This window comes from Roseobacter sp. (assembly GCF_045106495.1).
Classification (GTDB): Bacteria; Pseudomonadota; Alphaproteobacteria; order Rhodobacterales; family Rhodobacteraceae; genus Roseobacter.
Window position 1 is genome coordinate 207,911 of sequence record NZ_JBGCEQ010000010.1, and the last position, 24,589, is coordinate 232,499.

At 56.4% G+C, this 24,589-nt stretch carries 26 protein-coding genes; 4 read left to right on the forward strand and 22 right to left on the reverse strand.

Going from position 1 to position 24,589, the window contains the following annotated elements; all coding sequences use genetic code 11:
- The first annotated feature begins 197 nt into the window (after positions 1 to 197).
- Genes AB8B75_RS08005 through AB8B75_RS08015 form a run of 3 tightly spaced genes read left to right on the forward strand, consistent with a single transcriptional unit; the run spans position 198 to position 3,783 of the window.
- Positions 198 to 2,633 carry a ligase-associated DNA damage response DEXH box helicase gene (locus AB8B75_RS08005; RefSeq protein WP_405361264.1) on the forward strand — a complete coding sequence of 812 codons (2,436 nt, stop codon included), beginning with the start codon at positions 198 to 200 and terminating at the stop codon, positions 2,631 to 2,633.
- 58 nt (positions 2,634 to 2,691) lie between these two features.
- Complete coding sequence (pdeM, locus tag AB8B75_RS08010; RefSeq protein ID WP_405361265.1) at positions 2,692 to 3,354, forward strand: ligase-associated DNA damage response endonuclease PdeM; 663 nt, start codon at positions 2,692 to 2,694, stop codon at positions 3,352 to 3,354.
- Between the two features lie 9 nt (positions 3,355 to 3,363).
- Entirely contained in the window at positions 3,364 to 3,783 is a 420-nt protein-coding gene (locus tag AB8B75_RS08015; RefSeq protein ID WP_405361267.1) for a PaaI family thioesterase, read from the forward strand.
- Positions 3,784 to 3,786: 3 nt separating this feature from the next.
- On the opposite strand, the gene folD is transcribed toward AB8B75_RS08015, so the two are convergent.
- The 18 genes from folD to ruvC form a co-directional block, all read right to left on the reverse strand.
- Positions 3,787 to 4,689, reverse strand: a complete 903-nt coding sequence (gene folD, locus AB8B75_RS08020; RefSeq protein ID WP_405361268.1) for a bifunctional methylenetetrahydrofolate dehydrogenase/methenyltetrahydrofolate cyclohydrolase FolD — start codon at positions 4,687 to 4,689, stop codon at positions 3,787 to 3,789.
- Positions 4,690 to 4,700: 11 nt separating this feature from the next.
- Positions 4,701 to 5,174: a hypothetical protein gene (locus AB8B75_RS08025; protein ID WP_405361270.1), complete on the reverse strand. Its 474-nt coding sequence runs from the start codon at positions 5,172 to 5,174 to the stop codon at positions 4,701 to 4,703.
- A gap of 98 nt (positions 5,175 to 5,272) precedes the next feature.
- The gene (locus tag AB8B75_RS08030) at positions 5,273 to 6,949 is read right to left on the reverse strand and encodes a formate--tetrahydrofolate ligase (RefSeq protein ID WP_405361271.1); all 1,677 of its coding nucleotides are present in this window, start codon (positions 6,947 to 6,949) and stop codon (positions 5,273 to 5,275) included.
- Positions 6,950 to 7,096: 147 nt separating this feature from the next.
- Entirely contained in the window at positions 7,097 to 7,693 is a 597-nt protein-coding gene (locus AB8B75_RS08035; protein ID WP_405361273.1) for an MOSC domain-containing protein, read from the reverse strand.
- A 117-nt stretch (positions 7,694 to 7,810) separates the two neighbouring features.
- Positions 7,811 to 9,736, reverse strand: coding sequence for an ATP-dependent zinc metalloprotease FtsH (gene ftsH, locus AB8B75_RS08040; RefSeq protein ID WP_405361399.1), 1,926 nt, complete (start codon positions 9,734 to 9,736; stop codon positions 7,811 to 7,813).
- Between the two features lie 80 nt (positions 9,737 to 9,816).
- Positions 9,817 to 11,067 carry a tRNA lysidine(34) synthetase TilS gene (gene tilS, locus AB8B75_RS08045; RefSeq protein ID WP_405361274.1) on the reverse strand — a complete coding sequence of 417 codons (1,251 nt, stop codon included), beginning with the start codon at positions 11,065 to 11,067 and terminating at the stop codon, positions 9,817 to 9,819.
- A 1-nt stretch (position 11,068) separates the two neighbouring features.
- Positions 11,069 to 11,902 (reverse strand): tol-pal system protein YbgF, encoded by an 834-nt coding sequence (ybgF, locus tag AB8B75_RS08050; RefSeq protein WP_405361275.1) that lies wholly within the window; start codon positions 11,900 to 11,902, stop codon positions 11,069 to 11,071.
- A gap of 4 nt (positions 11,903 to 11,906) precedes the next feature.
- Positions 11,907 to 12,422, reverse strand: coding sequence for a peptidoglycan-associated lipoprotein Pal (gene pal, locus AB8B75_RS08055; protein ID WP_405361276.1), 516 nt, complete (start codon positions 12,420 to 12,422; stop codon positions 11,907 to 11,909).
- A gap of 89 nt (positions 12,423 to 12,511) precedes the next feature.
- Positions 12,512 to 13,843, reverse strand: a complete 1,332-nt coding sequence (gene tolB / locus AB8B75_RS08060; protein ID WP_405361278.1) for a Tol-Pal system beta propeller repeat protein TolB — start codon at positions 13,841 to 13,843, stop codon at positions 12,512 to 12,514.
- Positions 13,840 to 14,994 carry an energy transducer TonB gene (locus tag AB8B75_RS08065; protein ID WP_405361280.1) on the reverse strand — a complete coding sequence of 385 codons (1,155 nt, stop codon included), beginning with the start codon at positions 14,992 to 14,994 and terminating at the stop codon, positions 13,840 to 13,842. The genes tolB and AB8B75_RS08065 overlap by 4 nt, the downstream gene beginning before the upstream one ends.
- 6 nt (positions 14,995 to 15,000) lie before the next feature.
- Positions 15,001 to 15,501, reverse strand: coding sequence for a protein TolR (gene tolR, locus AB8B75_RS08070; RefSeq protein ID WP_405361281.1), 501 nt, complete (start codon positions 15,499 to 15,501; stop codon positions 15,001 to 15,003).
- A gap of 3 nt (positions 15,502 to 15,504) precedes the next feature.
- The gene (tolQ, locus tag AB8B75_RS08075) at positions 15,505 to 16,200 is read right to left on the reverse strand and encodes a protein TolQ (protein WP_405361283.1); all 696 of its coding nucleotides are present in this window, start codon (positions 16,198 to 16,200) and stop codon (positions 15,505 to 15,507) included.
- A 102-nt stretch (positions 16,201 to 16,302) separates the two neighbouring features.
- Complete coding sequence (ybgC, locus tag AB8B75_RS08080; RefSeq protein WP_405361400.1) at positions 16,303 to 16,701, reverse strand: tol-pal system-associated acyl-CoA thioesterase; 399 nt, start codon at positions 16,699 to 16,701, stop codon at positions 16,303 to 16,305.
- The gene (locus tag AB8B75_RS08085) at positions 16,698 to 17,051 is read right to left on the reverse strand and encodes a nuclear transport factor 2 family protein (protein ID WP_405361284.1); all 354 of its coding nucleotides are present in this window, start codon (positions 17,049 to 17,051) and stop codon (positions 16,698 to 16,700) included. Before AB8B75_RS08085 ends, ybgC begins: the two co-directional genes overlap by 4 nt.
- Positions 17,048 to 17,674 (reverse strand): hypothetical protein, encoded by a 627-nt coding sequence (locus AB8B75_RS08090; protein ID WP_405361286.1) that lies wholly within the window; start codon positions 17,672 to 17,674, stop codon positions 17,048 to 17,050. Before AB8B75_RS08090 ends, AB8B75_RS08085 begins: the two co-directional genes overlap by 4 nt.
- Before the next feature lie 52 nt (positions 17,675 to 17,726).
- Positions 17,727 to 18,749, reverse strand: coding sequence for a Holliday junction branch migration DNA helicase RuvB (ruvB, locus tag AB8B75_RS08095; RefSeq protein ID WP_405361287.1), 1,023 nt, complete (start codon positions 18,747 to 18,749; stop codon positions 17,727 to 17,729).
- 27 nt (positions 18,750 to 18,776) lie between these two features.
- Positions 18,777 to 19,433: a Holliday junction branch migration protein RuvA gene (ruvA, locus tag AB8B75_RS08100; protein ID WP_405361289.1), complete on the reverse strand. Its 657-nt coding sequence runs from the start codon at positions 19,431 to 19,433 to the stop codon at positions 18,777 to 18,779.
- Positions 19,430 to 19,936 carry a crossover junction endodeoxyribonuclease RuvC gene (gene ruvC / locus AB8B75_RS08105; RefSeq protein WP_405361290.1) on the reverse strand — a complete coding sequence of 169 codons (507 nt, stop codon included), beginning with the start codon at positions 19,934 to 19,936 and terminating at the stop codon, positions 19,430 to 19,432. Before ruvC ends, ruvA begins: the two co-directional genes overlap by 4 nt.
- A gap of 330 nt (positions 19,937 to 20,266) precedes the next feature.
- Here ruvC and AB8B75_RS08110 point away from each other — a divergent pair, with 330 nt between their 5' ends.
- On the forward strand, positions 20,267 to 20,485 hold the full coding sequence (locus tag AB8B75_RS08110) for a DUF1127 domain-containing protein (RefSeq protein ID WP_405361292.1): 219 nt from the start codon (positions 20,267 to 20,269) through the stop codon (positions 20,483 to 20,485).
- Between the two features lie 144 nt (positions 20,486 to 20,629).
- Here the strand turns inward: AB8B75_RS08110 and AB8B75_RS08115 are convergent, their stop codons facing one another.
- The 4 genes from AB8B75_RS08115 to AB8B75_RS08130 all read right to left on the reverse strand — a co-directional run bounded on the left by AB8B75_RS08115 (position 20,630) and on the right by AB8B75_RS08130 (position 24,571).
- The gene (locus tag AB8B75_RS08115; protein ID WP_405361294.1) at positions 20,630 to 20,971 is read right to left on the reverse strand and encodes a hypothetical protein; all 342 of its coding nucleotides are present in this window, start codon (positions 20,969 to 20,971) and stop codon (positions 20,630 to 20,632) included.
- 104 nt (positions 20,972 to 21,075) lie between these two features.
- Positions 21,076 to 21,951: a 50S ribosomal protein L11 methyltransferase gene (locus tag AB8B75_RS08120; protein WP_405361295.1), complete on the reverse strand. Its 876-nt coding sequence runs from the start codon at positions 21,949 to 21,951 to the stop codon at positions 21,076 to 21,078.
- Positions 21,951 to 23,342, reverse strand: a complete 1,392-nt coding sequence (locus AB8B75_RS08125; RefSeq protein WP_405361296.1) for an MATE family efflux transporter — start codon at positions 23,340 to 23,342, stop codon at positions 21,951 to 21,953. Before AB8B75_RS08125 ends, AB8B75_RS08120 begins: the two co-directional genes overlap by 1 nt.
- Positions 23,339 to 24,571 (reverse strand): MFS transporter, encoded by a 1,233-nt coding sequence (locus AB8B75_RS08130; protein ID WP_405361297.1) that lies wholly within the window; start codon positions 24,569 to 24,571, stop codon positions 23,339 to 23,341. The genes AB8B75_RS08125 and AB8B75_RS08130 overlap by 4 nt, the downstream gene beginning before the upstream one ends.
- Positions 24,572 to 24,589 lie beyond the last annotated feature (18 nt).

Below are 24,589 nucleotides of genomic sequence, written 5' to 3' on the forward strand. Positions count from 1 at the left end.
ATTTGTCTTGCGCAAGACCCGCTCAGGTCTTTGATTGAACGGGGCATCGCAAGCTCGATCTTCTTTGCACACCTATCCCGGCACACACCATCAAACCCGCGCTGTCACTTCGTCGCAATAAGCACGTTCCATGCGCGGTTTCTAAACAGGGGTTTTTCCGGGCTGCCTCCTGCCGATTGCAACGTTAGAGTGCTCGCATGACTGTCCTTCCAAACTTGTTCGTCAATTGGTTTGCCCGAAAAGGCTGGCACATCCACCCGCATCAGCAGCAAATGCTGGACCGCGCCAGCGTTTCCGCAATCTTGCTGATTGCACCCACGGGTGGTGGTAAAACACTGGCCGGATTTCTGCCCACTCTCGTTGATCTTTCGGAGAATAGGCACAAAGGTTTACATACGCTCTACATTTCCCCGCTCAAGGCATTGGCTGCTGATATCAAACGAAATCTGACGACACCGGTCACAGAGTTGGCGCTCGATATCCGCGTCGAGGACCGAACTGGGGACACACCCGCCAGTCGCAAGAAACGGCAACGCACCGATCCACCGCATATTTTGCTCACCACGCCGGAGAGCCTTGCCTTGCTGACGTCCTACGAGGATGCACCGCACATATTCAAAGGCCTCAAGCGGGTTGTGGTCGACGAAATCCACGCGCTTGCAGAATCCAAACGCGGCGATCAGCTGATGCTCGCGTTAGGCCGGTTGCAACGTCTTTGCCCGGACCTGCGTCGGGTCGGGCTTTCTGCAACGGTTGAAAACCCGCAAGCCATTGCGCATTTCCTCGCACGTCATCCGGACCCTTGCGACATTCTCCTTGCGGACCCCGGACCTGCGCCTGACATTTCGATGCTGACAACACCTCAGGCGCCGCCGTGGTCAGGCGGAAATGCGGCCTATGCTATTCCTGACGTGCTGGAAGCGGTCCGGAAACACAAAACAACGCTGATCTTTCACAACACACGCGCGCAAGCAGAGATCTTCTTTCACAATTTGTGGCTGGCCAATGAGGATGGACTCCCAATAGGCATCCATCACGGATCATTGGACCGTCAACAGCGCGAAAGAGTTGAGGGAGCCATGGTACGCGGCGAGTTACGCGCCATAGTCTGTACGGGCAGCCTCGATCTGGGCATCGACTGGGGGGACGTAGATCTGGTGATCCAGATCGGCGCACCAAAGAATGTGAAGCGACTGGTACAACGGATCGGTCGGGCCAATCACCGTTACAACGCACCTTCAAAAGCCTTGCTGGTACCCGCAAATCGCTTTGAAGTCGTGGAATGTGTGGCCGCGCTCGAGGCTGTTCGCGCTGGCGAGCTGGATGGCAATCCACGTGGGTCCGGGCCGCGCGACGTACTCTGCCAGCATATTCTGATCACTGCGGCTGCGGGTCCTTTTGAGGCTGACGCGCTCTACAAGGAAGTCCTGACAGTTGGTGCTTACGCCGGATTGAGCCATGCGCAATTTGAAGCCTGTCTGGAATTTTGCGCCACCGGCGGATATGCCTTGCGCGCTTACGATCAATGGCAGCGCCTGCAACAGCGTGCCGACGGCCTCTGGCAGCTGCGCGATCCAAGAGCGGCACAAAAGATCCGCATGAACATCGGGACAATACAGGATACCGACACTCTGAAAGTGCGCCTGAAACGCAGTCGCGGCGGCAAACCATTGGGTGAAGTTGAAGAGGGCTTCGCAGCTTCGCTCACACCCGGCGACACGTTCCTAATTGGTGGCCAGATCGTGCGATACGAAGGTCTGCGGGACATGACCGTTGAGGTCAGTCGAAATGCTGCCAAAAAACCAAAAGTGGCCACCTTCATGGGAACCAAGTTTGCAACTTCGACCCAGCTAAGTGCGCGAATTGTGGGCATGTTTCAACAATCAGATTGGCCGGAATTGCCCGCCCATACCGCCGATTGGCTGGCTTTGCAGCGCCGCATCAGCGAATTGCCAAAGCCCGGACGTCTGCTGATCGAGAGCTTTCCCCATGATGGACGCGAACAAACGGTCATTTATGGCTTTGCCGGTCGGAACGCGCAGCAGACTCTGGGCCTTTTGTTGACCAAGCGGATGGAAGAGATGGGGCTGAACCCTATGGGATTTGTGGCCACGGATTACGCAACACTGATTTGGGGGTTGGATGCGCTTTCGGACCCTGCCCCGCTGTTTGATCTGAATGCGTTGCATGTCGGGCTGGACACATGGCTTGCCGGAAACGCGGTCATGAAACGTACCTTTCGTGCCAGCGCCACAATTGCCGGGCTCATTCAACGAAACACGCCTTCTGCGCGCAAATCCGGACGACAAGCAACCTTCAGTTCGGACATCCTATATGACACGTTACACAAGTACGATCGCGATCATCTCTTGCTGGACATCACCCGAGAGGAAGCTCTCCGGGGGCTTATCGATTTTGGACGAATCGAAGAAATGGTGCAGCGTATTTCGGGCCGTATCGACCATTTGAAGCTGGAACGAGTCACACCGCTGGCAGCACCGCTTTTCCTGGAAATGGGTCGTGTACCGGTCAAAGGTGCCGCGGAGGAGAGATTGTTGGCCGAAGAAGCCGCAAGGCTGATGGAAACCGCAGGTCTTGATAACATCACTGCAAGCCACGGCACTGCGACCTAGTCGCAAATGTGTCTTTGAACCGCTTGCAACCTTCCAAAAGATGCGCGATGAACAAATCATGAACTTGTATGGTTTCACCTTCGCGTCTGCGGCGCTCCAGGCTTTCGGCTCGGGCGCATTGTGGTGGCCTGAGGAAAAACTGCTCTGCGTCTCCGATCTGCATCTTGGAAAATCCGAAAGGGTCGCGCGCCGTACGGGGCAGTCCCTTCCACCCTATGAAACCCGCGACACTCTGGCACGTCTTGCGGCAGATCTGGAACTCTCAAAGGCCCGCACAGTGGTCTGTCTTGGAGACAGCTTTGACGATCTGCAAGCCGCAGCCACGCTTCCCGAAGAGGAACGCTTGTGGATCACGCAATTGCAAGCAGGCCGCCGGTGGATCTGGATTGAAGGCAATCACGATCCCGGTCCTATTGAATTTGGGGGTGAGCACCTGCGTGAACTGGCCGTTGGCCCGCTGTCGTTCCGTCATATTGCAAGTGACAACCCCGCCGGGGAAGTGTCGGGGCATTATCATCCCAAAGCCGAGATCCAGACTCGCAGACGGCGGATCTCGCGACCTGCTTTTTTGTGCGATGACCAACGTTTGATACTGCCCGCCTATGGGACCTATACCGGTGGTCTGCGCAGCGACAGCGACGTTTTAAACCAACTGATGGGGCCAAAAGCGCTTGCCATTCTGACCGGTCCCATGCCCACTTGCGTACCCATGCCGCGATAGGGGTTTCACATGGACAATGCCAACCGAACACGGATCGAAGAGAGTTTTGCTGCGCAAAGCATGATGTGTACGCTGGGTGCCAAGCTATACAGCATCGACCTGGCCCAAGCCGTGATCACCGCCCCGATTTTGCCTGGTGCATTGCAGCAGCAAGGGTTTGGCCATGCCGGGTTGACGTTTTCGATTGGTGACAGCGCGGCGGGCTATGCAGCTTTGACAACCTTGCCGCTGGACAGCGAAGTCGTGACCGCAGAGATCAAGATCAACCTTCTGGCCCCCGCTAAGGGCGATTTTCTGCGTGCCACCGGCCGGGTGGTCAAACCCGGCAAGCGGCTGATCGTGGTAACGGCTGAGGTACATGCCATTGCTGCCGGAGAAGAGACCCTGGTTGCGGTCCTGCTTGGCACAATGGTGCCTGTTCCGGTTTGAGTGTTATGCTGTCAGGCCCGTCGGTTCCGGCAAGCCATTGGCGCGGCAACAGGCCGTGACGGTATTGGCCAGCAAACAGGCGATGGTCATGGGACCCACGCCACCCGGCACCGGCGTGATGGCTCCCGCGACCGCAGCACAGCTGTCGTAATCTACATCGCCGACGAGGCGCGTTTTGCCCTCACCTTTCTCCGGCGCGTCCAATCGGTTGATGCCCACATCAATTACCGTCGCGCCCGGTTTGATCCAGTCGCCGGGCACCATTTCGGGTCGCCCGACCGCCGCCACGACGATATCTGCGCGGCGTACCACATCGGGCAAATCCTTTGTGCGGCTGTGCGCGATGGTCACGGTACAGCTATCGCCCAGCAACAGCTGCGCCATCGGTTTGCCGACAATATTTGAACGCCCGATCACAACCGCATCCATTCCCGAGAGGCTACCGTGATGATCGCGCAGCATCATCAGGCAGCCCAACGGCGTGCAAGGTACCATGGATTTCTGACCCGTTCCGAGAAGACCCACATTGGAAATATGAAACCCATCCACGTCTTTTGCAGGCGCGATGGAGTTGATCACCAGATCTTCGTCCAGGTGCTTAGGTAGCGGCAGTTGCACGAGAATGCCGTGGATCTTAGGATCCGTATTAAGCTGATCAATCACCGCCAACAAATCGTCTTCGGAGGTATCCGCATCCAGCTTGTGCTCCACCGACTTCATGCCCACCTCGATGGTCTGCTTGCCTTTGGAGCGCACATAGACCTGGCTCGCCGGATCCTCGCCAACCAAGACCACAGCCAGCCCGGGCGTGATTCCATGGTCGGCTTTGAGTTGGGTAACATGTTCTGCAACTTGCCCGCGCACTGTTGCTGCAAAGGCTTTTCCGTTGATGATCGTGGCTGGCATCTATTTTCTTCCTATTGTCGTTTGAAGGTCACCTTGTGGGACCATGAGTGACCGTCGCTGATCACCAGTTCGTCAAACTGCATCAACTGCAGCAAATCGTAAAAGGTCGCGACATATTCGAGCTCTTCTTGCCGAAAGAATCCGCCCTGTCGGACTGAAACCGTCAACTGGGCCATGATCGCACGCGCGCGGTACAGGGTGGAGAATACCTCGTCGTCCAATGCAACCAGTATCAATGTATTGGCGCCCTCGCCTTTCCCGAAAAACACAAACCGCGGACTTTCGGGCGCATCCAGCTGGGCGGTGGTCAGTACGTTTATGAAATCTATGCGTACTGCCTTGCCAGCGCCCTGACTGGCGCGCACCACCCGATCAAAATCCTCTTCCGAGGTAATCTCCGGGTAGTAATATCCTACGTATCGCTCTTGAGCAGCAACAGCCCCGGCAATTAGTAGCGCAAACAATACGGCAATTGATCTGGTCATCATGGTCTCCCTAAATGTCATGACGCTCAGCTTGCGGGGTACATGGTCGGGGGGCAACCCAATATAAGCCCCCCGCTCTTGATCGTCACGGCTTTTGATCAAAAGAGACCTTCGACATCTCCGTCTGCGTTCAGCTTGATGTTTTCAGCTGAAGGAACACGCGGTAGGCCGGGCATGGTCATGATCTCACCGCAGATCGCCACCACAAATCCGGCACCCGCACTCAGACGCACTTCACGTACCGGGATATCAAACCCTGTTGGCGCGCCGCGCTCGTTGGGGTCGGTGGTAAAGCTATACTGCGTTTTGGCCATACAGACCGGCAGATTACCATACCCCTGATCTTCCCAATCCTTGAGCTGGTTGAGGATTTTCTGATCCATCACGGCGGCATCCGCACGATAGATTTTGGTGGCGATCGTGTTGATCTTATCGGCAAGGCTCATCTCATCAGGATAGATCGGCGCAAAATTGCCCTCTCCCTTTTCGATGGTTTCAACGACCTTGGTTGCCAGATCCGCAGACCCTTCAGAGCCCAATTCCCAGTGACGCGACAAAATCGCTTCGGATCCCTGGCTTGCCACGTAATCCTTGACCGCCTGTACTTCGGCATCGGTATCCGTGACAAAATGGTTGATCGCAACCACAACCGGTACGCCAAAGGACTTTACGTTCTCGATATGACGACCGAGGTTGGCACAGCCGCTTTTCACCGCTTCCACGTTTTCCGCACCAAGGTCGGCCTTCGCCACGCCCCCATTCATTTTCATCGCCCGCACCGTGGCAACAACAACAACACAGGACGGTGTTAAGCCAGCTTTGCGGCATTTGATGTTGAGGAATTTCTCTGCACCAAGATCCGCGCCAAAGCCCGCCTCTGTCACCACGTAATCCGCCAGTTTCAGCGCCGTGGTTGTGGCAATCACCGAATTGCAACCATGCGCGATATTCGCAAACGGTCCACCGTGCACAAAGGCCGGGTTGTTTTCCAGCGTCTGCACCAGGTTCGGTTGCATCGCATCTTTCAGCAGAACAGTCATCGCACCATCTGCTTTGATATCGCGCGCATCGACGGGGGTTTTGTCGCGGCGGTAGGCCACGATCATATCGCCCAGGCGTTTTTGCAGGTCGTTCAGATCTTTCGACAGGCACAGGATCGCCATGACCTCGGAGGCCACTGTGATGTCGAAGCCTGCCTCGCGCGGGAAACCATTGGCCACGCCGCCCAGCGACGCGGTGATCTGACGCAGCGCCCGGTCGTTCATGTCGACCACGCGGCGCCAGACCACGCGGCGTGTATCGATCTCGAGTGCATTCCCCCAGTAGATGTGGTTGTCGATCATCGCGGAAAGCAGCGAGTGTGCCGAAGTGATGGCGTGGAAATCGCCGGTGAAATGCAGGTTCATTTCTTCCATCGGTACGATCTGCGCATAGCCACCGCCAGCGGCACCGCCCTTCATGCCAAAGTTCGGGCCAAGCGAGGCTTCGCGTATACAAACGGCGGCTTTCTTGCCAATACGGTTGAGACCATCACCCAAGCCGACAGTCGTTGTTGTTTTTCCTTCGCCGGCAGGCGTCGGGTTGATTGCTGTTACGAGGATCAGCTTGCCGTCTTCTTTTCCTTGAACAGAGTTGATGAACTTCTGGCTGACCTTCGCCTTGTCATGGCCGTAGGGCAGCAGGTCATCGCTGGAAATACCCAGTTTCGCACCGATCTCTTGAATTGGTTGCTTGCTCGCTTCTCGCGCAATTTCGATGTCGGTCTTGTAAGCCATGAATCAGTCCCCAATGAAGTGCCGTATAAGGCAATGTTGCTGCGTCCTGCATACGAGCGTGCTGAAGTTGGCAGAAGAGCAATTCCGACATTTCCGCATGATGTTGCGGCGGAGAACAGTCTAATCGTTTCTTTTCGGAAACGAATGTTACGTACGCGCATCTTCAAAATGCTTCCAAATCGGCTGATCAGGAATGTGCAAGGTTACTGTATCCCCCTGTGCCACCGGCCCTTCCCGTTCAACCCAGGCCGTTACGCCGCGCCGGTTCTTTGCTGCAGGTTTGAACGCCGGTCCAAAACCGGGGCGGTCTTTTTCAATTTCACGACCGGGATAAATGCAGGGTCGGTTTTCCATGTCGATGGCAATGCTGGCGCCGCTTTGAAACTGCAGACGCGACGAAGGTGGCACGTGGCTGAAATCAGGGATGCCCTCAATCACCAACGACGCACCTATCCACGCCGGATCCATTTCGCTCAAACCCATCTCGCCGGCGATCTGCGCCAGCTCTTCGACCGAAAGAACTGAGAGTTGCCTCACATTACGTATTTCGGTGCCTTTCGGGTATTGCGCTTTGGTCCGCACGCAGGCCGGACGGGTCAGACCGCCATGGCATTCGCCATCGATGCCTGTGAACTTCAACTCTGCCGCTGAAAGCGTCTCGGCCCGCAAAGTTGCGTCACTGTCAATGACACGGCCCAACCATGTGACGGTACCGCAAAAAGATGTTGGCATAAGCGCGGGCATTTTTTGAACTCCTGTTCTGGCGACGTCCCAATCTGATCAAAGCTCCGACAAAATGAAAAGGCCCTGCAGGAGCAGGGCCTCATGACTTTTTGTGATGTCACCAGCTTGCCGGTGTGATCATGCCGAAGGTTCGGGCTCCAGACCACCGCCCGCGGGTGGCGTCTTTTTGCTCTTTGCCTTGGCCTTCGGGATGCCCGTTACGCTCGGTGCCGACCCGCTGTCGGGTTTGTCTCCTTCATCCTCAGGCGGAACGGGAGGTTCACCGTCCATCACCCGTTTGATCTCGTCACCGGTCAGTGTTTCGTACTCCAACAAACCCTGTGCCAGACGTTCAAACTCTGTCTCGCGCTCGACAATAATCTTGAGTGCCCTGTCGTAGCCATCCTGAATGAAGCGACGCACTTCCTCCTCGACGGTTTCCTTGGTATTGGCCGACACTGAAAATCCTGCTGTGGCGCCTTGATAGCCCTGGGCCGCCTCGGAATAGTCAATGTTGCCGACTTTGTCGGACATACCCCACTGCAAGACCATCGCACGGGCCAGCGCGGAAGCCTGCATGATGTCTCCCGCAGGTCCGTTGGATACAGAATCCGGACCATACTTGTGGATCTCCGCCGCCTTGCCAGCCATTGTCATAGCCAAACGCTGATGGCATTCGTCCTTGAACATGTTCAAACGGTCCATTTCCGGCAGGCTCATCACCATTCCCAAGGCGCCGCCGCGCGGAATGATCGTCGCCTTGTACACTGGGTCGCATTTTGGCAGCGTCATTCCCACCAAGGCATGGCCCGCTTCATGATAGGCGGTCATTTCCTTTTGTTCCGGCGTCATCACCATGGAGCGGCGTTCTGCACCCATCATGATCTTGTCTTTGGCTTGTTCGAAATCGATCATAGTGACAAACCTGCGACCGACACGCGCAGCGCCAAGTGCGGCCTCATTCACAAGGTTGGCCAGATCAGCGCCAGAAAAGCCGGGCGTGCCGCGCGCAATGATCCGCAGGTCAACATCAGGACCCAGAGGTGTCTTGCGGGCGTGAACACCCAGGATCTTCTCGCGTCCCTTGATGTCCGGGTTGCCCACGGTGACCTGTCGGTCAAAGCGACCGGGGCGCAACAAGGCAGGGTCCAACACGTCTTTGCGGTTGGTTGCCGCAATAATGATAACGCCCTCATTGGCCTCGAAACCATCCATCTCTACCAAGAGTTGGTTTAGGGTCTGCTCGCGTTCGTCGTTGCCGCCGCCATATCCGGCTCCCCGATGACGGCCAACTGCATCAATTTCATCGATGAAAACAATACATGGCGCGTTTTTCTTGGCCTGCTCGAACATGTCGCGCACACGCGATGCACCCACACCAACGAACATTTCAACAAAATCCGACCCCGAGATCGTGAAGAATGGTACACCGGCTTCGCCAGCAATGGCGCGGGCCAAAAGTGTTTTACCCGTTCCGGGAGGGCCCTCAAGCAAGGCGCCTTTGGGAATTTTGCCGCCCAATCGGCTGAATTTCTGAGGATTACGCAGAAATTCGACAATCTCCTCGAGCTCCTCTTTGGCCTCATCGATTCCTGCGACGTCATCAAATGTCACGCGCCCATGCTTTTCGGTCAGCATCTTGGCCTTGGATTTGCCAAACCCCATGGCGCCGCCCTTGCCGCCCCCTTGCATACGGTTCATGAAATATACCCACACGCCGATCAGCAGCAGGAAGGGCAACAGAGACATCAAAAAGGTTTGAAACCCGGATTGCTGTTGTTGTTCCGCCCTGACAGCAATGTTGTTGTCGATCAAAAGCCCAGTTATTTCGGCGTCTTCCGGTTTGATCGCGACATAGTCAACACCATCATCCTGACGGAAACGTACTTGTTCGCCATCCAGCGTCACGTTGCTCACGGAACCGGACTCGACGGCATTTACAAATTCTGAATAGCTGATTTCGCGACTTTGCAGCGTGCTGCCTGGGCCACTGAACAGGTTAAACAGTGCCAGGATCAACAGGAACAGAACGACCCAAAAGGCGATATTGCGTGCATTGCCCAACGAAATTCTCCCAAAAATGCGCGTGGTGCGCACCGTCACGGTACCACCACCCGATTAAGATAGACACTGTACCGGTGAGTTCAATGCGATAAAAGCCCGGAAAAGAAAGCTTCTTTACCTACTTCCAACCGCGCGCACCATCCATTTTCATGTCCAGCATGGGGTGCAGCGACGAGATCTGCACCGTTCCACACAGCCGGCATGCTCAACAACACGTCGCGCGGCAGGCCAACTTTGCGCCAGTCAGGCACCTGCAGCAATCCTTCCGCGCCGAGCGCGCCGATATGTGTCGCGGTCCCTTTTGAACGGGTGTGCATTCGCCAGCGGCGATCCCAAAGACCGTTCAGCCCACAGGTGTGCGCCTCTACCGGCTTGTACTCTCGAAAGACCCAAACCGCATTTCTAGTGCGCGCCACCTGACAGCCGTCCACAGTCGCGTTCACGCCTTGTTTTAAAGAAAAAATGGCCCCCAAAACGGCTTTGCGACGCGGCGCATATGCCGCACCGCTGATCCAACCAAGAGCGCCCAAAAGTATGCGGCGGGCAATTTCATCCGGTAATTTCTCGTAACTTTGCCAATCCAAACGCACGGCCCCACTTTCGACGGTTGCCGCCGACTTGGCCGCCGCCGCCGTCTGCCAGCTCAGTGCTTCGCGCGCAGAGGACATGTTGGAGGCAACTTGCCCCAACGCCGTGGTGTTGATGCCCAGCGGCTCCAAGACTTCCAGAGCCCGCCTGATTTTTACCCGGTCAAATCGGTTGTCTTCGTTGCTGGGATCTTCACACCATGTGACGTTACGTCGCCTTAGGTTTTCCTGCAAATCTCTGCGCCGGACATTCAAAAATGGCCGGACCCAAGTGACACCGTTCTGCATGCGTTGGGGTGCCATCCCCGACAGTCCCTCGACGCCCGCGCCGCGCGCCAAACGCATCAAGACCGTTTCGGCCTGATCATCGGCCGTATGCCCAAGGGCGACCATCTGGATGTCCTGCGCAAGCGCCCAGTCCGAGATCAGTCGATATCGGGCCAGCCGTGCTTCGTTTTGCAGGTTGCCGTGTGAAGATCGATCAGTCCATCGTGCAATGCAGTGAGACAGATCGAGATCCTTGCACAAATGCGCTACAAAATCTGCTTCCTCTGCAGCCTCCGCACGCAAACCGTGATCGACCGTGATCACATGCAAGCGTGTACCATGAATTTGCGAGAATTCGTGAAGCATGAAAAGTAGGGCCACCGAGTCGCTGCCGCCCGATACGGCAACGCCCAGAGTTTCTGGCGGCCCCGGCAGCAGATGTTCCGCCAAAATGCTGCCCAAGTCTAGCGACGCCACATCATACACAACCGAGTGTTTGCATCTCGGAGCGGGCCTGTTGCGCCGCCGGATCGGATGGGAAACGCAAGCCGACCTCACCCAACGTGATGCATGCCTCTTGCGTTTGCCCCAAGCCTCCGAGCGATCGGCCCAGGCGAAAAAGGGACTGCGGGGCAACGGGTCCCGTAGGATCCACGCTAAAACTGCTGAGGTAAGCGCGCGCCGCCTCACGCGTGTCTCCGAGGCCTTCCAGCGCTTCGCCGCGCCCGAGATCTGCACCTGCAGCAAGAGGGCCGCCGGGATAGGTCTGGCTAAAGGTCGAAAACAGTTCGGCCGCACGCTGAAAATCGCCTTCTGACAGGGCAGATTGCGCTTTTTTGAAGTCTTCCTCTTCGCCGACCGCCAACTGTGTCGATCCTTCCGGGATTACCGGGGCACTGCCTGCACCGGGCACAGGTGCTGCTGTGGGTTCACCCGCCTCACCACCCAAAGTCGTGTTCTGACCCAGAGCGGCGATGTCACCACCCTCAAGCTCGACCAATCGAAACTCCAAGTCGCCGATACGGTTTGTACCATCTTCGACGATGCGATTGATGCGGAATTCAAGCTCTTCCGTCTTGGACGTCAAGCGCTGCATTTCAGCCTCGATCACATTCATCCGGTCCAAAACAGTCGCTCCAGATGTATCTACCGACGGTCCCCCTGTCGTCGAAAGCTCGCGCCGCAACTTCTGGATTTCGACATAAAGCACGGTCATCTCCTGACGGATGTCCGCCAGGGTTTGATCATCCTGCGCTGAAGCCGCGAAAGGCAAGAGCGCGGCAAGAACGATGGCAGGTGCGAAAAAACGCATGATGCTACCCTGTCAAGCCACCGGCCAAGACCGTCACCGCACGGCGGTTCTTGGCATAGCAGGCCTCGTTTGAACAAATCTCGATTGGACGCTCTTTACCATAGCTCACAGTACGCAAACGCGTACCGGCAACACCTCTTGAAATCAGGTATTCGCGCGCCGCATTGGCGCGTCGCGCACCTAGCGCCACGTTGTACTCCCGCGTGCCCTGTTCGTCTGCGTGACCCTCGATGATCGCGGTGAAGTCCGTGTTTGTAAGCAACCAGGTCGCCTGACCATCAAGAACCACGCGCCCCTCTTGAGTCAGCGTCGATTGATCGACGGCGAAAAGCACCCGGTCTCCAACGGCCTGATTAAAGTACGCCGCCGATGTCGGATCGTTTGCGCTACCAGGGACAATCGGTCCTCCAGCGCCGTCAACACCTCCGCCCGACCCATCACCGCCCAAACGGCTTGGGTCCGTACAAGCCGCAAGCGCCAAGCCTGCAACAAGGAGAAGAATTTTTGCTTTTGTGTTCATGCTCTCTGCCTTTGGAATTCTAGATTTTCGTCGTTGTTTTGTTGGTGTTTTACCACAATTCAAACCGCATGGAAACGGCACGCATGGCGTCATTTCTGCAACGGCGACCACGAAGGATCGGACCCCCCATCCGGTGTGGGCACGGGGCGCAGGTTTCGCCCCGAGATATCAACGGAATACAGTGTGGAACGACCGCCTGCACCTTGCGTCTCACGCGTAAACATGATCACGCGGCCGTTGGGAGCCCAAGTGGGGCCTTCATCCAGAAAAGATGCCGTTAAAAGACGTTCTTCCGCACCATCAGTACGCATTACGCCGATATGAAACCTTCCGCCGTTTTGTTTGGTGAAGGCGATTAAATCGCCACGTGGCGACCATACGGGCGTACCATAACGCCCCGGACCAAAAGAAATCCGCTGCGCCTCGCCACCACCAGCAGGCATAATGTAAAGCTGTTGTGACCCTGATCGGTCGCTTTCGAAAACGATCATGCTGCCATCTGGCGAAAAGCTGGGCGCGGTTTCAATCGAAGGTGCGGAAGTGAGCCGGCTCGCGCCACCGCCATCAATGTTCATGGCCCAGATGTCCGTATTCCCGCCCTGGCTCAAAGAGAAGACAATAGTCTGCCCGTTCGGTGCAAATCGGGGTGCGAAACTCATCGTACCATCCTGGCTTTCAAGTACCCGTTGCTGCACGGAGCCCACATCCAAAACGTAAATGCGCGGGAACCCGGTCGCATAGCTTGTGTAGAGCACACGGTCACCATTGGGCGAGAAACGCGGAGCCAGTACGATGGCACTGCTATCGGTCAAAAACTGCACGTTGGCCCCGTCATAATCCATGATCGCCAACCGCTTTTGGCGGGCATCTTTGCTGCCGGTTTCAGAGACATAAACCACGCGGCTGTCAAAGTATCCACCTTCGCCAGTAATTCGGCTGTAAACGGCATCGGCCACTTTATGAGCCATGCGCCTCCAACCATCAGTGGTACCAGTAAATTGCAAACCGCTTCCCATTTCGGCGCCAGAAAATACGTCGTAGAGGCGGAATTTGACCGCCAGCTGCCCGCCCTGAACGGCTACTGCGCCCGTGATCAAAGCCTGCGCATTGATCGCTTTCCAGTCCGCATATTGGATGGGTGCCGCAAAACTGTCGATTTTGCTGATAAACGCCTGCCCCGGAATTTGACGAAAGAGGCCCGTGCCGATGAGGTCATCCGATACAATCTGGCTGATCTGCGCGGCCAGCCCGGTCGCCTCACCGGTTTCAGCCTCAAAGACAGGTAGGGCAAAGGGCAACGGTTCGATCACACCTTCGGTAATCTCAATACGCAAAGGCCCGTCGCTTTGGGCTTGTGCAAAGCTCACAGGAAACGCGACAAGACCTAGAGCCGCGACCAATATCATTCCCAGAAGTCTCATTTGATACGCATCCTTTCGGGATTGAACGTCATCTCAATATCCTGCCACTGACTATACTTTTCCACGGGTAAATCGAACCCCTTTGCGCCACATCTGATGATCGCACGGCGCGCCGCTTCAAAAGCCTGACGCGCAGCCTGTTCTGACCCACCAGAGCTGGAAGCCATGCGGATGGATGAGCTCACCGGTTTGCCGTCCTGCGTCATTGCCAGGCTCACAACCACAGTTGTGGTCAATGCATCGGTAGACAGGGAACCCACATTCCAACAGCGCGACACGGCAACACGCAAGCTTTCCTTTTCGCCTGACGTCAGGGGTGGGCCGCGCGGCGCCGCAGGTTTGCTTGACCCACTTGCCAGAGCTTCTGCCAATGCCAATGCCACTGCATCACTGGTGTCATCCACATCATTGGCTTCATCAACGGGCGTTTGCTCGTCAGGCGCGTCCGGTTCGACCACCTCTTCTGACTGGGCCGTCTCGATCGGTGTTTCCTCTGCACGAGGCGCAGGGGGGCGTGCCGGGGGTCGCAACGAGGTTGTAATCCGTCGGCTGGGCGTTTCAGCCTCTGTTACGATTTGGGTGGCTGCCGCCTCAGGCGCCGTGGCCTCGGCCGTCTCCTGCGGCGTTTCACCTGCAACGTCTGGTGCCACGGCGTCCTGTTGAATCGGATCCGGCAGCGCTTCCGGGACGGGTTGAGCTATGGCTTCAGGGGCCACGCGCTCCACGGCTTGCGGAACTGGCGCGTCGCTCACTTGAGGCACCGCGACTTCGATATCTGCAGGAGGTTCGGGGAGCACAGGGGCCTGATCGCTCACATCAGCTTGGGGCGGCGCCAACTGCGATACGTCAGGTGCCTCCTCCGCTTCAGGTTCCTCTGCCTGTTCCGGCGGTGTCTGCACAGTGGTTGCATCGTCCGTCGCAGCAATCTCCGGCGCATCTGCTGTAAGTTCAGGGCTGAACGGTTGCGCAACCTCGGTTGTGGATTCTGGTGATTGTCCCACCGTCGACATGGCGGCGAATTCAGCACTGGACACCACCGAAACGGAAGTGGTTTCGAACGGCAACGGCTCTGCGGCAAACACATCACCAAAAACTAGCCAGCCGATCAGGGCAATATGGCCTGCACCCGAGATATAGTGACCGGTATGCACCCCGGCCTACCGATCCGTCCCGCTGGCCGACGCATCCTCACCATCGAGGGTCGGCCCGCCGATGTCTGTCACCAGACCAATGTTGGCAAAACCGCCTGCGTTCAAAGCACCCATGACTTCCATGACCTGCAGATAAGGCACCGCTCCATCTGCACGCAAGAAAACCTGATCACTTGTGCGTTCCGCGGCAATGGCGCGCAGTTTTGGGATCAACTCATCACGCTCGGTTTCGGTTGTCTGAATTTGCAAAACACCCTCGGCAGTGATGGTGATTGTCAGCGGCTCTTCCTGATCTGCAGGCAATGCACCTGCCGCGGTTTTGGGCAATTCAACCGGCACACCCACGGTCAACAAAGGCGCGGCAACCATAAAGATAATCAGCAGAACAAGCATCACATCCACAAAGGGTGTCACGTTGATTTCTGACATGGGCTGCGCTTTGCCACGACCGCGACGCCTGCGGCGGTTGCCGCCTCCGTCCGGTTTTTGAACAACACCTGCGCCCATGGCTCAACCGTCCAACTGGCGGCTGAGAATAGTGGCAAACTCATCCGCAAAGGATTCGTATCCCGACAGGATCTTGTCGCAATCAGCACTGAGCTTGTTGTAGAAAATCACCGCAGGGATCGCGGCCAACAGGCCCAGACCGGTCGCCAACAAAGCTTCGGCGATCCCAGGCGCGACCACGGCCAGATTGGTGTTTTGCTGTTCCGCGATTTCGATAAAGGCATTCATGATGCCCACAACCGTTCCGAAAAGGCCAATAAAGGGCGCAGAGGACCCCACCGTGGCGAGAACGGTCAAACCACCGCGCAGATAGTCCGCTTCCTTGTTGATTGAGACATCCATCGATCTGTCGATCCGAGAAGTCGCGCCGGCAATCAGCCCGCCATCGTCTCGATGCGACCGCCGCCACTCGGTCATACCTGCGGCGAAGATCTTTTCCGAACTGCCCGAGGGCGCAGGCCCAATGGTCTCATACAACCCGTCCAGAGGGTTGCCGGACCAAAAGGCTTCATCGAATTGCGCCGCTTCTGCACGGGTGCGTCGGTACACAATCAGTTTCATTATGATGATCGACCAAGACCAGAATGACGCGATGATCAGCATGATCATCACCAGTTTTACAATCAGTGTCGCGCGGGCAAACAGCCCCCAGAATGAGAAATCAATCTCATGCGCCAGTGCCAGCGTTTCTGCTTCCATGATGCCTGCTCTTTGCTTTTTACCGCCATGGGCCGAATTTTCTCGGGCCTCAATTGAGGGCGATTCTAGCGAAGTGCAACGCAGATTGCTATCACTATGCTGTCAGCTAGGGTCACTAATTGGCATTGAGCGAAGTTCTGCTGGCAATCTCACGGGTTTTCCGTCCGCGCCAATGCAAACAATCACGACCTCGGCGGCAAACAACAAAGTATCATCGCGCCACAATTTTTGCACCATGACCATGCGTGCGGAAGTCAGTTTGCAAAGGCTGGTCGCGACAGACAACACATCATCAAAATGCGCAGGCTGTATGTAATCCGCCTCGACCCGACGCACGGCAAACACGGTGCCTTGGGCCTTCATCGCCCGTTGATCAATGCCGATCTCGCGCACCCAATCGCTGCGTGCCCGTTCGATGTAACGCAGATAATTTGCATAGTAGACGATGCCCGCCATGTCTGTGTCTTCGTAATAGACGCGGATCGGAAAGCGGTGCATCAGATCACCTGTCGCCTGTGACAGGCCGCAGCTTCGGCCACAAGCCCGTCTGCACCAAAATGCAGCGTCTCGGCAGCCAGAACATCGCGATGGTTCAGGTAGCTGATCACCATCATCTTATGCCCCTCAAACACGTCCTGCACACGAAACGCGAGATCCGGCTGGGCCTCAAGCGCAGCACCCCAATAGGCACGCAGTGCTGTGCGTCCACGGATCACACCCGTGCCCATCAAGTCACGCGCCTTAAGCGATCGAAAAACGATATTCTCGTCATAGTGCGACACGATCCGATCCAGATCATGACTGTTCCATCCCGCCTCCCACTCCTGCGCGAAAGCCTGGCAGTCGATCATTGTGCCAACCCCACCCGCGCGGCAAGGCGTAACGCATGGCTAGGGTCTTGCGATACTGCTGGCATCACCGGGTCATAAGCGGCACGGATCAGCGCGGCAACATCCGGGCGCAGAATAGTTTTCTCACCGGCCACCGCCAAAGGCGAAGCACCACGAAAAGCCGTATCTGACCAAAGCAAAACCGATTGCACGATCTGGCTCAGCGCCAGCGTTTCAGCCGGAACCGCACTCAGTTCCTCGTCCATCTTCAGAAAAACAAAACAGGCCTTGATCGCGCCGTCCGTGTCAAAATGAAAAATACGGTATTGATTGGCGTCTACCGATTTCAACCGGATGATCAGCGGGGCCAGATCGGGGATCAACCGGTCCAAACCGGGCACGTCCGGTAACTCGTCCCAATTGCGGAAAAAGAACACCATGAAGTTGCTGCCGAGTTCCGGGTCCGTTTCCGCCATTTGATGCCCGGACAAGACCATCATCGCCTCCAGCGCGCCCTTAACTACGGCTAGCGTATCATCCGTGACCCCAAAAACGACCGGTGCGATCGGCCTGCCCCAACGGGCAAAGGAAAAACTGCCATCTCCACGTGTGAAGAGCGCTTCTATGGCGGCTGCGTCTATCATGAATGGTGTCTTTCTACCTTTGCCGCTTTCGTCGGTATGGTCACGCAACCTCTCATCCGCCAAACAGGTCCGTTTGCGTTTTCGGCGGTTGCATTCCCAAATGCGACCATCCTTTTTGCGCCAGCATGCGACCGCGCGGTGTGCGCTGGATCAATCCTTGCTGCAACAGAAAGGGTTCTATTACTTCCTCCAGCGAGTCCCGACTTTCGGACAAGGCCGCGCTCAAGGTCTCAATCCCCACAGGCCCGCCCGCGTAATTTTCTGCCATCAGTCGCAAATAGCGCCGGTCCGCGCCATCCAGGCCCAGCAGATCAACACCCAGCCGGGTCAACGCCATATCGGCAAGTTTCTGCGTCACACGGCCATCGCCTTCTACCACGGCAAAATCCACCACACGTCGCAGCAATCGCCCCGCGATCCGTGGGGTGCCCCGCGCACGACGGGCTATTTCACGCGCCCCACCTTCGTCCGCAGGGGCGCCGAGTTTGCGCGCATTGCGATCGACGATCACAAAGAGCTCATCGTCGGTATAAAACTGCAGACGCGTAGGAATGCCGAACCGGTCGCGCAATGGTGTCGTCAGCAAACCCATCCGCGTTGTGGCCCCCACAAGCGTGAAAGGTTGCAGCTCAATGCGCACCGTGCGCGCCGCCGGACCTTCGCCAATCACCAAATCCAGCTCAAAGTCCTCCAGTGCCGGATAAAGAACTTCCTCAACAGCCGGATTGAGACGGTGGATTTCGTCAATGAATAAGACGTCGCGGGGTTCCAGGTTGGTCAGGATCGCCGCCAGATCACCAGCCTTTGCGAGCACCGGGCCACTGGTCATGCGAAAGTTCACGCCCAACTCGCGCGCCATGATCTGCGCCAGCGTGGTTTTGCCCAACCCGGGCGGACCGTGAAAAAGCGTATGGTCCATGGCTTCGCCGCGCTGGCGGGCCGATTGAATGAAAACACTTAGATTTGCGCGCACGTCAGCCTGCCCCACGAACTCGTCCAGCATTTGCGGCCGCAAAGCGCGGTCATGGTCCTCTGGCAAGGGCTCTGGCCGCACGGTCGGGTCGATGTCTGTCATGTAAAGTCCTGCAAGGCTTGCATCATCCTAGCCTTTCGGGGCCAACAGTTTCAACGCGGCTCGGATAAGTGCCGGGGTGTCGGCATCTGGTATGTCGCCCGCTGCCTGCGCCACCGCACCCGCCGCATCGCCTGGCCCATAGCCAAGGTTGCCAAGGGCGGACAATGCGTCCGCCTGCGCCGAGGATGAAACGGGCGCAGCGCGCGACGCAACCGGGGTCTCCAAAACCTGCGATGACGCGCCCTCTTCCGCCTCTGCCAAAGTGGTCGCCATGGCCATGACACCTGGTGCTTTGTCTTTCAGGTCCAGCACCACGCGTTGCGCAATCTTTGGGCCGACGCCCTTCGCCGCCTTTACCGCGTTCCAATCGCCCAAGGCGATAGCGCGGCTGACACCATCCGGCCCGAGAGTCCCCAGAATGGCCAATGAGGCTTTGGCCCCGACGCCTTGAACTGAGGTCAACAGCCGGTGCCATTCCTTCTCGGCAAGAGTGGTGAAACCAAAAAGCTGCAGCAGGTCTTCACGCACGACGAGATCGGTAAAAAGGGCGACTGTTTCGCCGACGCCCGGTAACGTCGCCATAGTCCGATCAGAGCAATAAACGAGATACCCCACACCTCGCACATCGATCAACAGATGATCCGCGGCCTTGTAGTCGACCCGTCCGGTGATTTTGCCAATCATGCCCGCGCTCTTCTAACCGCCGCTTGCAGGCCGCTCGCCTGCCCATGGTGCGCATGACAAATGGCGATGGCCAAAGCGTCGGCAGCATCGGGTCCTTTGATCGCAGCACCTGGCAGTTGCATTTGCACCATGTGAAGGACCTGGTTCTTATCCGCGTGGCCCACACCAACGACAGTTTTTTTCACTGTATTGGGCGCGTATTCAGCGACCGTCAGACCAGCTTGAGCAGGTACCAGCATGGCGATGCCCCGCGCCTGTCCCAATTTCAACGTACCCGCTCCGTCTTTGTTGACAAATGTCTGTTCCACGGCTGCCTGTTCCGGTTTGAACTCAGCAAAGATCAGAGACAATTGGTTGTGCAAAGACAACAGCCTTTCACTCAGGACATCTCCGGTTGATGTACAAGCGCCATTCGCCACATGTATGAGTCGGTTGCCCAAGACATCAACCACGCCCCAACCTAGGTTGCGCAATCCTGGATCGATGCCAATAACCCGTATCAAAAGCCCTGCCCTGACAATTTATTTCTTTTTTGATCCACTAGCACGAAAGGCGAACATCCGCCAAGAGTTTCCTTTCAGGGTCCTCAAATGCCTTGCAAGCGACCAAGGCACCGCTCCATCGTCAAAATACGTCATTTTGGAGTCTGTTTTCGACAGCTATGAAGTATTGTTTTTTGTTTATTTACTGTACGTTAACCAACAAACTCATCCATGCACGGCGTGCATATCAAACATGCAAATTCTCACCTTGCTGAAAAACTAAGCAGGTCCTATCTGCCCCTTACAACACACCGACATGATCGGTTCACCTTCAGACAAAGGACGGCACTTATGACTACTTTCGACACATCCCGCACCACATACGGCACCGCATCTGCAGTAAGCCGTTTCTTCGGTTTTCTCAGCACAGCCATTGCAGCTGTCATCGCATGGAACGATTCCCGCGTGACACGTAACGCATTGGCATCGTTGTCAGATCGTGAACTGGCAGACATCGGCCTGCACCGCTCCGACATCGACGTGATCGCGGATAGCAACATCATTCGATAAGCCTTGAACAGCTTGCAAAGCAAGACGTTCCGAGAAAAGAAAAACCGCTTCTTCGACATCGAAGAAGCGGTTTTTTACTATTGAACATCGACAAAGGATGTTCGTTCACACACCCGAACAACGCGTGGCGCCATCCGTACTAAATCAAGGTATCAACTTCGTGATATTTTCCGCCACATACCGTGACAAACGATCGGGTTGCATCACCCAAGCGGCGGCCTGCTCGACGGCCATGCCCGCAGACAATTCCTGTATACGATTTTCATATGTCGCAATCCCAACAGATGAGATCATCAACGACTTCACGAGCAAAACGCCGGCGACAATAAACACAATGATCCGCAAACCGTAGAACGACCGCTCGCGCTTGGGTTCAACCTGAATCAACCCGGTATCGTCAATTTTTGCCGTGTAGCCGCGGGACAGTTTCTGATGCTTCGTATTTACGGAAGCGACACGTTTTTCAAATTGAGCGTAATCAACCACCACACTCTCCTGACAATCAGGCCCCCGCCAGATCAAAAAGTAATTTGCTTCAAAAACGGGTAAATTTCAATTTAATTTGGGCGAAGTGCCCCAAAACAGGGCAATTAAGGCAGATTTCTACTTAAAGTAAGTGTTGTCCAGTCAACAATCTCTTCGCGATTATGAAGATTGATCCCAGATTGTGCATAAACTGCAACGACGTCGTTGGCCTGTTCGTTCAGGATGCCTGACAAAATGGCGTATCCTCCCGGCTTCAAGTGATGCGCCATGTCTGGTGCCAAAGCGATCAAGGGGCCTTTGAGGATATTGGCAAAAACAAGATCGAATGGGCTGGCATTTAACAGGCCCGGATGATCAAACCCCGCCGCTTCAACGCAGTGAACGCGCCCTTGCAAGCCGTTTGCAGACACATTGCTTGTCGCGACATCCACAGCGACCTGATCAATATCGCTCGCCAGCACAGGATTTGGCCAGATGCGGGCGGCAGCCATTGCCAATACAGCGGTGCCGCAACCGATATCCGCGACGTTTTGGCCGACAAAACCCGCATTGGCCAGCCTGTCGAGCGCCCGCAGGCACCCCAGCGTGGTCCCGTGGTGACCGGTTCCAAATGCCATTGCGGCCTCAATGAGCAACGGTTCGCAAACTTGCGGCACTTTGTCCGCATCATGGCTGCCGTAGACAAAAAAACGACCTGCCTCCACCGGCGCCAGCTCCCGGCGGACATGTGCGACCCAATCGGTTTCAGGCAATTCCGACACAACAAAGGGTTTTGCTCCCATTGCAGTTGCCAACACAGTGAGCGCCGTGTCATCCGGTGGCTGAGTAAAGTAGCCGCCCACTTCCCATAGGCCGGATCCGTCTTCGACTTCGAAGACGCCGACACCGGTCGGTTCCGGGTCCAGATGTTCCATTGCCGCGCCGAGCGTTTCAGCGGCAGCCTTTCCGGGCAGAGTTGTCAGCGCAGTGAACGTCGGCATTAGCGTCTCCGGTAACGATCTGGGTTCGGGTAGGGCCGCGCTGGAGGGAGGTCAAGGGGGCCGGAAACCGCTGGTTGAAGACTGGCAACATAACGCCACCCCCAAAGCGCCGATAGACAACCGACCAGCATACCAGCGACAGCTTGACCATAAATCACACCGGGCGCGCCATAAACCGTTGCAAGGAGTGCCGCTGCAGGCCAACTCAACAACCCGTCTTTCGTCCAGTTGACCAATGTCGACCGCCCCGGTTTGCCCAACGTATTGAAGGCGGCGTTTGAGACGAACAAGGCGCCAACAAAGATGAACCCGGCGACACCGATTGTTGAAAAGGCATAAAGAACGTCAGCGCCTTGCCCGGTCAACCCGAATGCCGCCACGACATAGGGGGCGGCCAAAACCAGTGCCCCCCATGTGGTCAACGTATAGGCCAGACAAAAAAGCAACGCGTCGCGATAGGTGCTGCGCAACCGGTCATACTGCCCCGCTCCGTAATTTTGCCCGAAGATGCCGCCAATCGCACCGGACATTGCGAAGATGCCGCCAAAGGCAACCACTGTCAGGCGACCCACGACAGCCCATGCGGCAACTGCATCATCCCCGAAAGGCGCCATGACAATGGTCAGAAAGTAGTTGCCCGCCGGCGTCGCCATCTGGGTGGCAATGGCGGGCAACGCCACCGCCAAAAACGGGCGCAACACCTGCAAGACACTGGCCCGTGATGGCAACGCGATGAGTTTTTCCTGATACGCTGCAAAAAAGAGGCCCAACGCCATCAGGGCGATGCGAAAACAAACGAGACCGATCGCTGCTCCATCCAGCCCAAGCTCGAGCCAAAGGATCAAGATCGGGTCGATCACCATCAACAACGTGCCCGACAGCAGCGTGATATACATGGACTTCGCCCCGAGGCCCTCAGCCCGCAGTACACCTGACGCGATCATGCCAACGGCCATGAAAACCAGCGATGGCATGGTAAATCCCAGGTACCTTGCCGCGAGGGCCGCCGTTTCGCCCGATGCACCGGCGAGGCTAACCAGATCATGCCTGAAAAAGATCACAAGCGCGGCGACACAAGCCTGAAATCCGGCAGCAATGACAATTGCGGCGCCCGCTTGATCGCGCGCAGCGTCCCGGCGCCCGGCCCCAATGCTGCGCGACACAAGCGCAGTCGTCGCGATCATCAGCCCCACACCGGAGGAAACTGAAAAGAACTGGATTGCAAAGGCAAAACCGATCGCCGCCACCAGTTTCGCGTCACCCAGTTGCGAAATCCACAGCAGGTTCGCGGCATCAACCAGAAACACAAAGGTGATCCCCATGGCCCCTGTTGCAGTCATCCGTATGACATGCCCCATGGTTGAGCCGGTCAGAAAGCGGGCATCGCTCATTCCGCCGCAGCCGTCACCGGTCGCGCAAAAATGGTTTCATTGCCTTTTTCAGGATGGCGCGGAATCAACATTGCCAGTGCCATCGACACGCCCGCCATGCCCGCCGCCATCAGGAATACGGCCGCCGGCGAGACAAGCCACAAAAGGCCCAGCAATACCGGCAAGAACACTGCTGCAATGTGATTGATGGTGAAGGCAACGGCAGCCGTGGGCGCAATATCTCCAGGATCGCCGATCTTCTGAAAGTAAGTTTTTATCGCCAATGCAAGACCAAAAAACATATGATCGATCACGTAGAGAAACGCCGCGACTTCGAATCTCCAATCGTAGAAATAGACCCCGCCATAGGCCAGAAAAACACACACCAACCCGGCGTATTCAAAAACCAGCGCGTTGCGTTCGCCAAAGCGAGATACGATATGCCCCAAAAACGGGGCCACGGCCATGTTGATCACCAGATTGATGAGATACAGCCCCACAACTTCGTGCACTTGAAATCCGAATTTCTCGACCATCATAAAGCCCGCAAAGACCATGAAGATCTGCCGCCGTGCACCGGACATGAACTGCAGCGCATAATAGAGCCAATATCGCCTGCGCAGGACCATTTTCTTGATTTGCGGATGGGGCGCTTCGAATTGCGGGTAGGCCAGCATTGCAAATATTGCGATGGCAACTGTGACACCACCGCCCGTCATGAACACAATATTGTAGGTCAGACCCAAAGGTTCCCACAAAATCATAATCACGAAGTAGACAATGAAAGTCGCCGCCGAACCCGAGGCCAGCAGCCATCCCAGTATTTGTGGTGCACGGTCCTTGGGCAGCCATTGCAGCTGCAACGATTGATTGACAGTTTCATAATAGTGGAAACCAACCGAACTGAGGAAGGTCAGGATCAGGATGCCTGTAAGTTCCGGAAACTGAGCGGTCACGGCCGTAGCCAGGCCCAGCAATACCAATGAACAAAGCCCCAGCACCTGCTCCCTCATGATCATGATAACGGCAATGACACCCACGGCCAGAAAGCCCGGGACTTCACGAATGGTGTGCAGGAGCCCGATGTCGGCACCGTCAAAACCGGCAACTTCCTTGGTGAAGTTATTCAAAAGCGCGTACCAGGTGAAAAAGGCGATAGGCATCGCAAATGACATCACAAACAGCAAGGTGATCGGACGCCGCAAAACCGGCAGCTCATGTGCTTGAGACAAGGTGACAAACTGGACCATAGCTTTGCAATATGCTCT

What these genes read in the sequence shown, in the direction of transcription:
- AB8B75_RS08005 (WP_405361264.1), top strand. Translation starts at nt 198, where the DNA reads ATGACTGTCCTTCCAAACTTGTTCGTCAATTGGTTTGCCCGAAAAGGC.
- pdeM (WP_405361265.1), top strand. Translation starts at nt 2,692, where the DNA reads ATGAACTTGTATGGTTTCACCTTCGCGTCTGCGGCGCTCCAGGCTTTC.
- AB8B75_RS08015 (WP_405361267.1), top strand. Translation starts at nt 3,364, where the DNA reads ATGGACAATGCCAACCGAACACGGATCGAAGAGAGTTTTGCTGCGCAA.
- folD (WP_405361268.1), bottom strand. Translation starts at nt 4,689, where the DNA reads ATGCCAGCCACGATCATCAACGGAAAAGCCTTTGCAGCAACAGTGCGC.
- AB8B75_RS08025 (WP_405361270.1), bottom strand. Translation starts at nt 5,174, where the DNA reads ATGACCAGATCAATTGCCGTATTGTTTGCGCTACTAATTGCCGGGGCT.
- AB8B75_RS08030 (WP_405361271.1), bottom strand. Translation starts at nt 6,949, where the DNA reads ATGGCTTACAAGACCGACATCGAAATTGCGCGAGAAGCGAGCAAGCAA.
- AB8B75_RS08035 (WP_405361273.1), bottom strand. Translation starts at nt 7,693, where the DNA reads ATGCCCGCGCTTATGCCAACATCTTTTTGCGGTACCGTCACATGGTTG.
- ybgF (WP_405361275.1), bottom strand. Translation starts at nt 11,902, where the DNA reads ATGCGTTTTTTCGCACCTGCCATCGTTCTTGCCGCGCTCTTGCCTTTC.
- pal (WP_405361276.1), bottom strand. Translation starts at nt 12,422, where the DNA reads ATGAACACAAAAGCAAAAATTCTTCTCCTTGTTGCAGGCTTGGCGCTT.
- tolB (WP_405361278.1), bottom strand. Translation starts at nt 13,843, where the DNA reads ATGAGACTTCTGGGAATGATATTGGTCGCGGCTCTAGGTCTTGTCGCG.
- tolR (WP_405361281.1), bottom strand. Translation starts at nt 15,501, where the DNA reads ATGGGCGCAGGTGTTGTTCAAAAACCGGACGGAGGCGGCAACCGCCGC.
- tolQ (WP_405361283.1), bottom strand. Translation starts at nt 16,200, where the DNA reads ATGGAAGCAGAAACGCTGGCACTGGCGCATGAGATTGATTTCTCATTC.
- AB8B75_RS08085 (WP_405361284.1), bottom strand. Translation starts at nt 17,051, where the DNA reads ATGATCGACTGCCAGGCTTTCGCGCAGGAGTGGGAGGCGGGATGGAAC.
- AB8B75_RS08090 (WP_405361286.1), bottom strand. Translation starts at nt 17,674, where the DNA reads ATGATAGACGCAGCCGCCATAGAAGCGCTCTTCACACGTGGAGATGGC.
- ruvB (WP_405361287.1), bottom strand. Translation starts at nt 18,749, where the DNA reads ATGACAGACATCGACCCGACCGTGCGGCCAGAGCCCTTGCCAGAGGAC.
- ruvA (WP_405361289.1), bottom strand. Translation starts at nt 19,433, where the DNA reads ATGATTGGCAAAATCACCGGACGGGTCGACTACAAGGCCGCGGATCAT.
- AB8B75_RS08110 (WP_405361292.1), top strand. Translation starts at nt 20,267, where the DNA reads ATGACTACTTTCGACACATCCCGCACCACATACGGCACCGCATCTGCA.
- AB8B75_RS08120 (WP_405361295.1), bottom strand. Translation starts at nt 21,951, where the DNA reads ATGCCGACGTTCACTGCGCTGACAACTCTGCCCGGAAAGGCTGCCGCT.
- AB8B75_RS08125 (WP_405361296.1), bottom strand. Translation starts at nt 23,342, where the DNA reads ATGAGCGATGCCCGCTTTCTGACCGGCTCAACCATGGGGCATGTCATA.
- AB8B75_RS08130 (WP_405361297.1), bottom strand. Translation starts at nt 24,571, where the DNA reads ATGGTCCAGTTTGTCACCTTGTCTCAAGCACATGAGCTGCCGGTTTTG.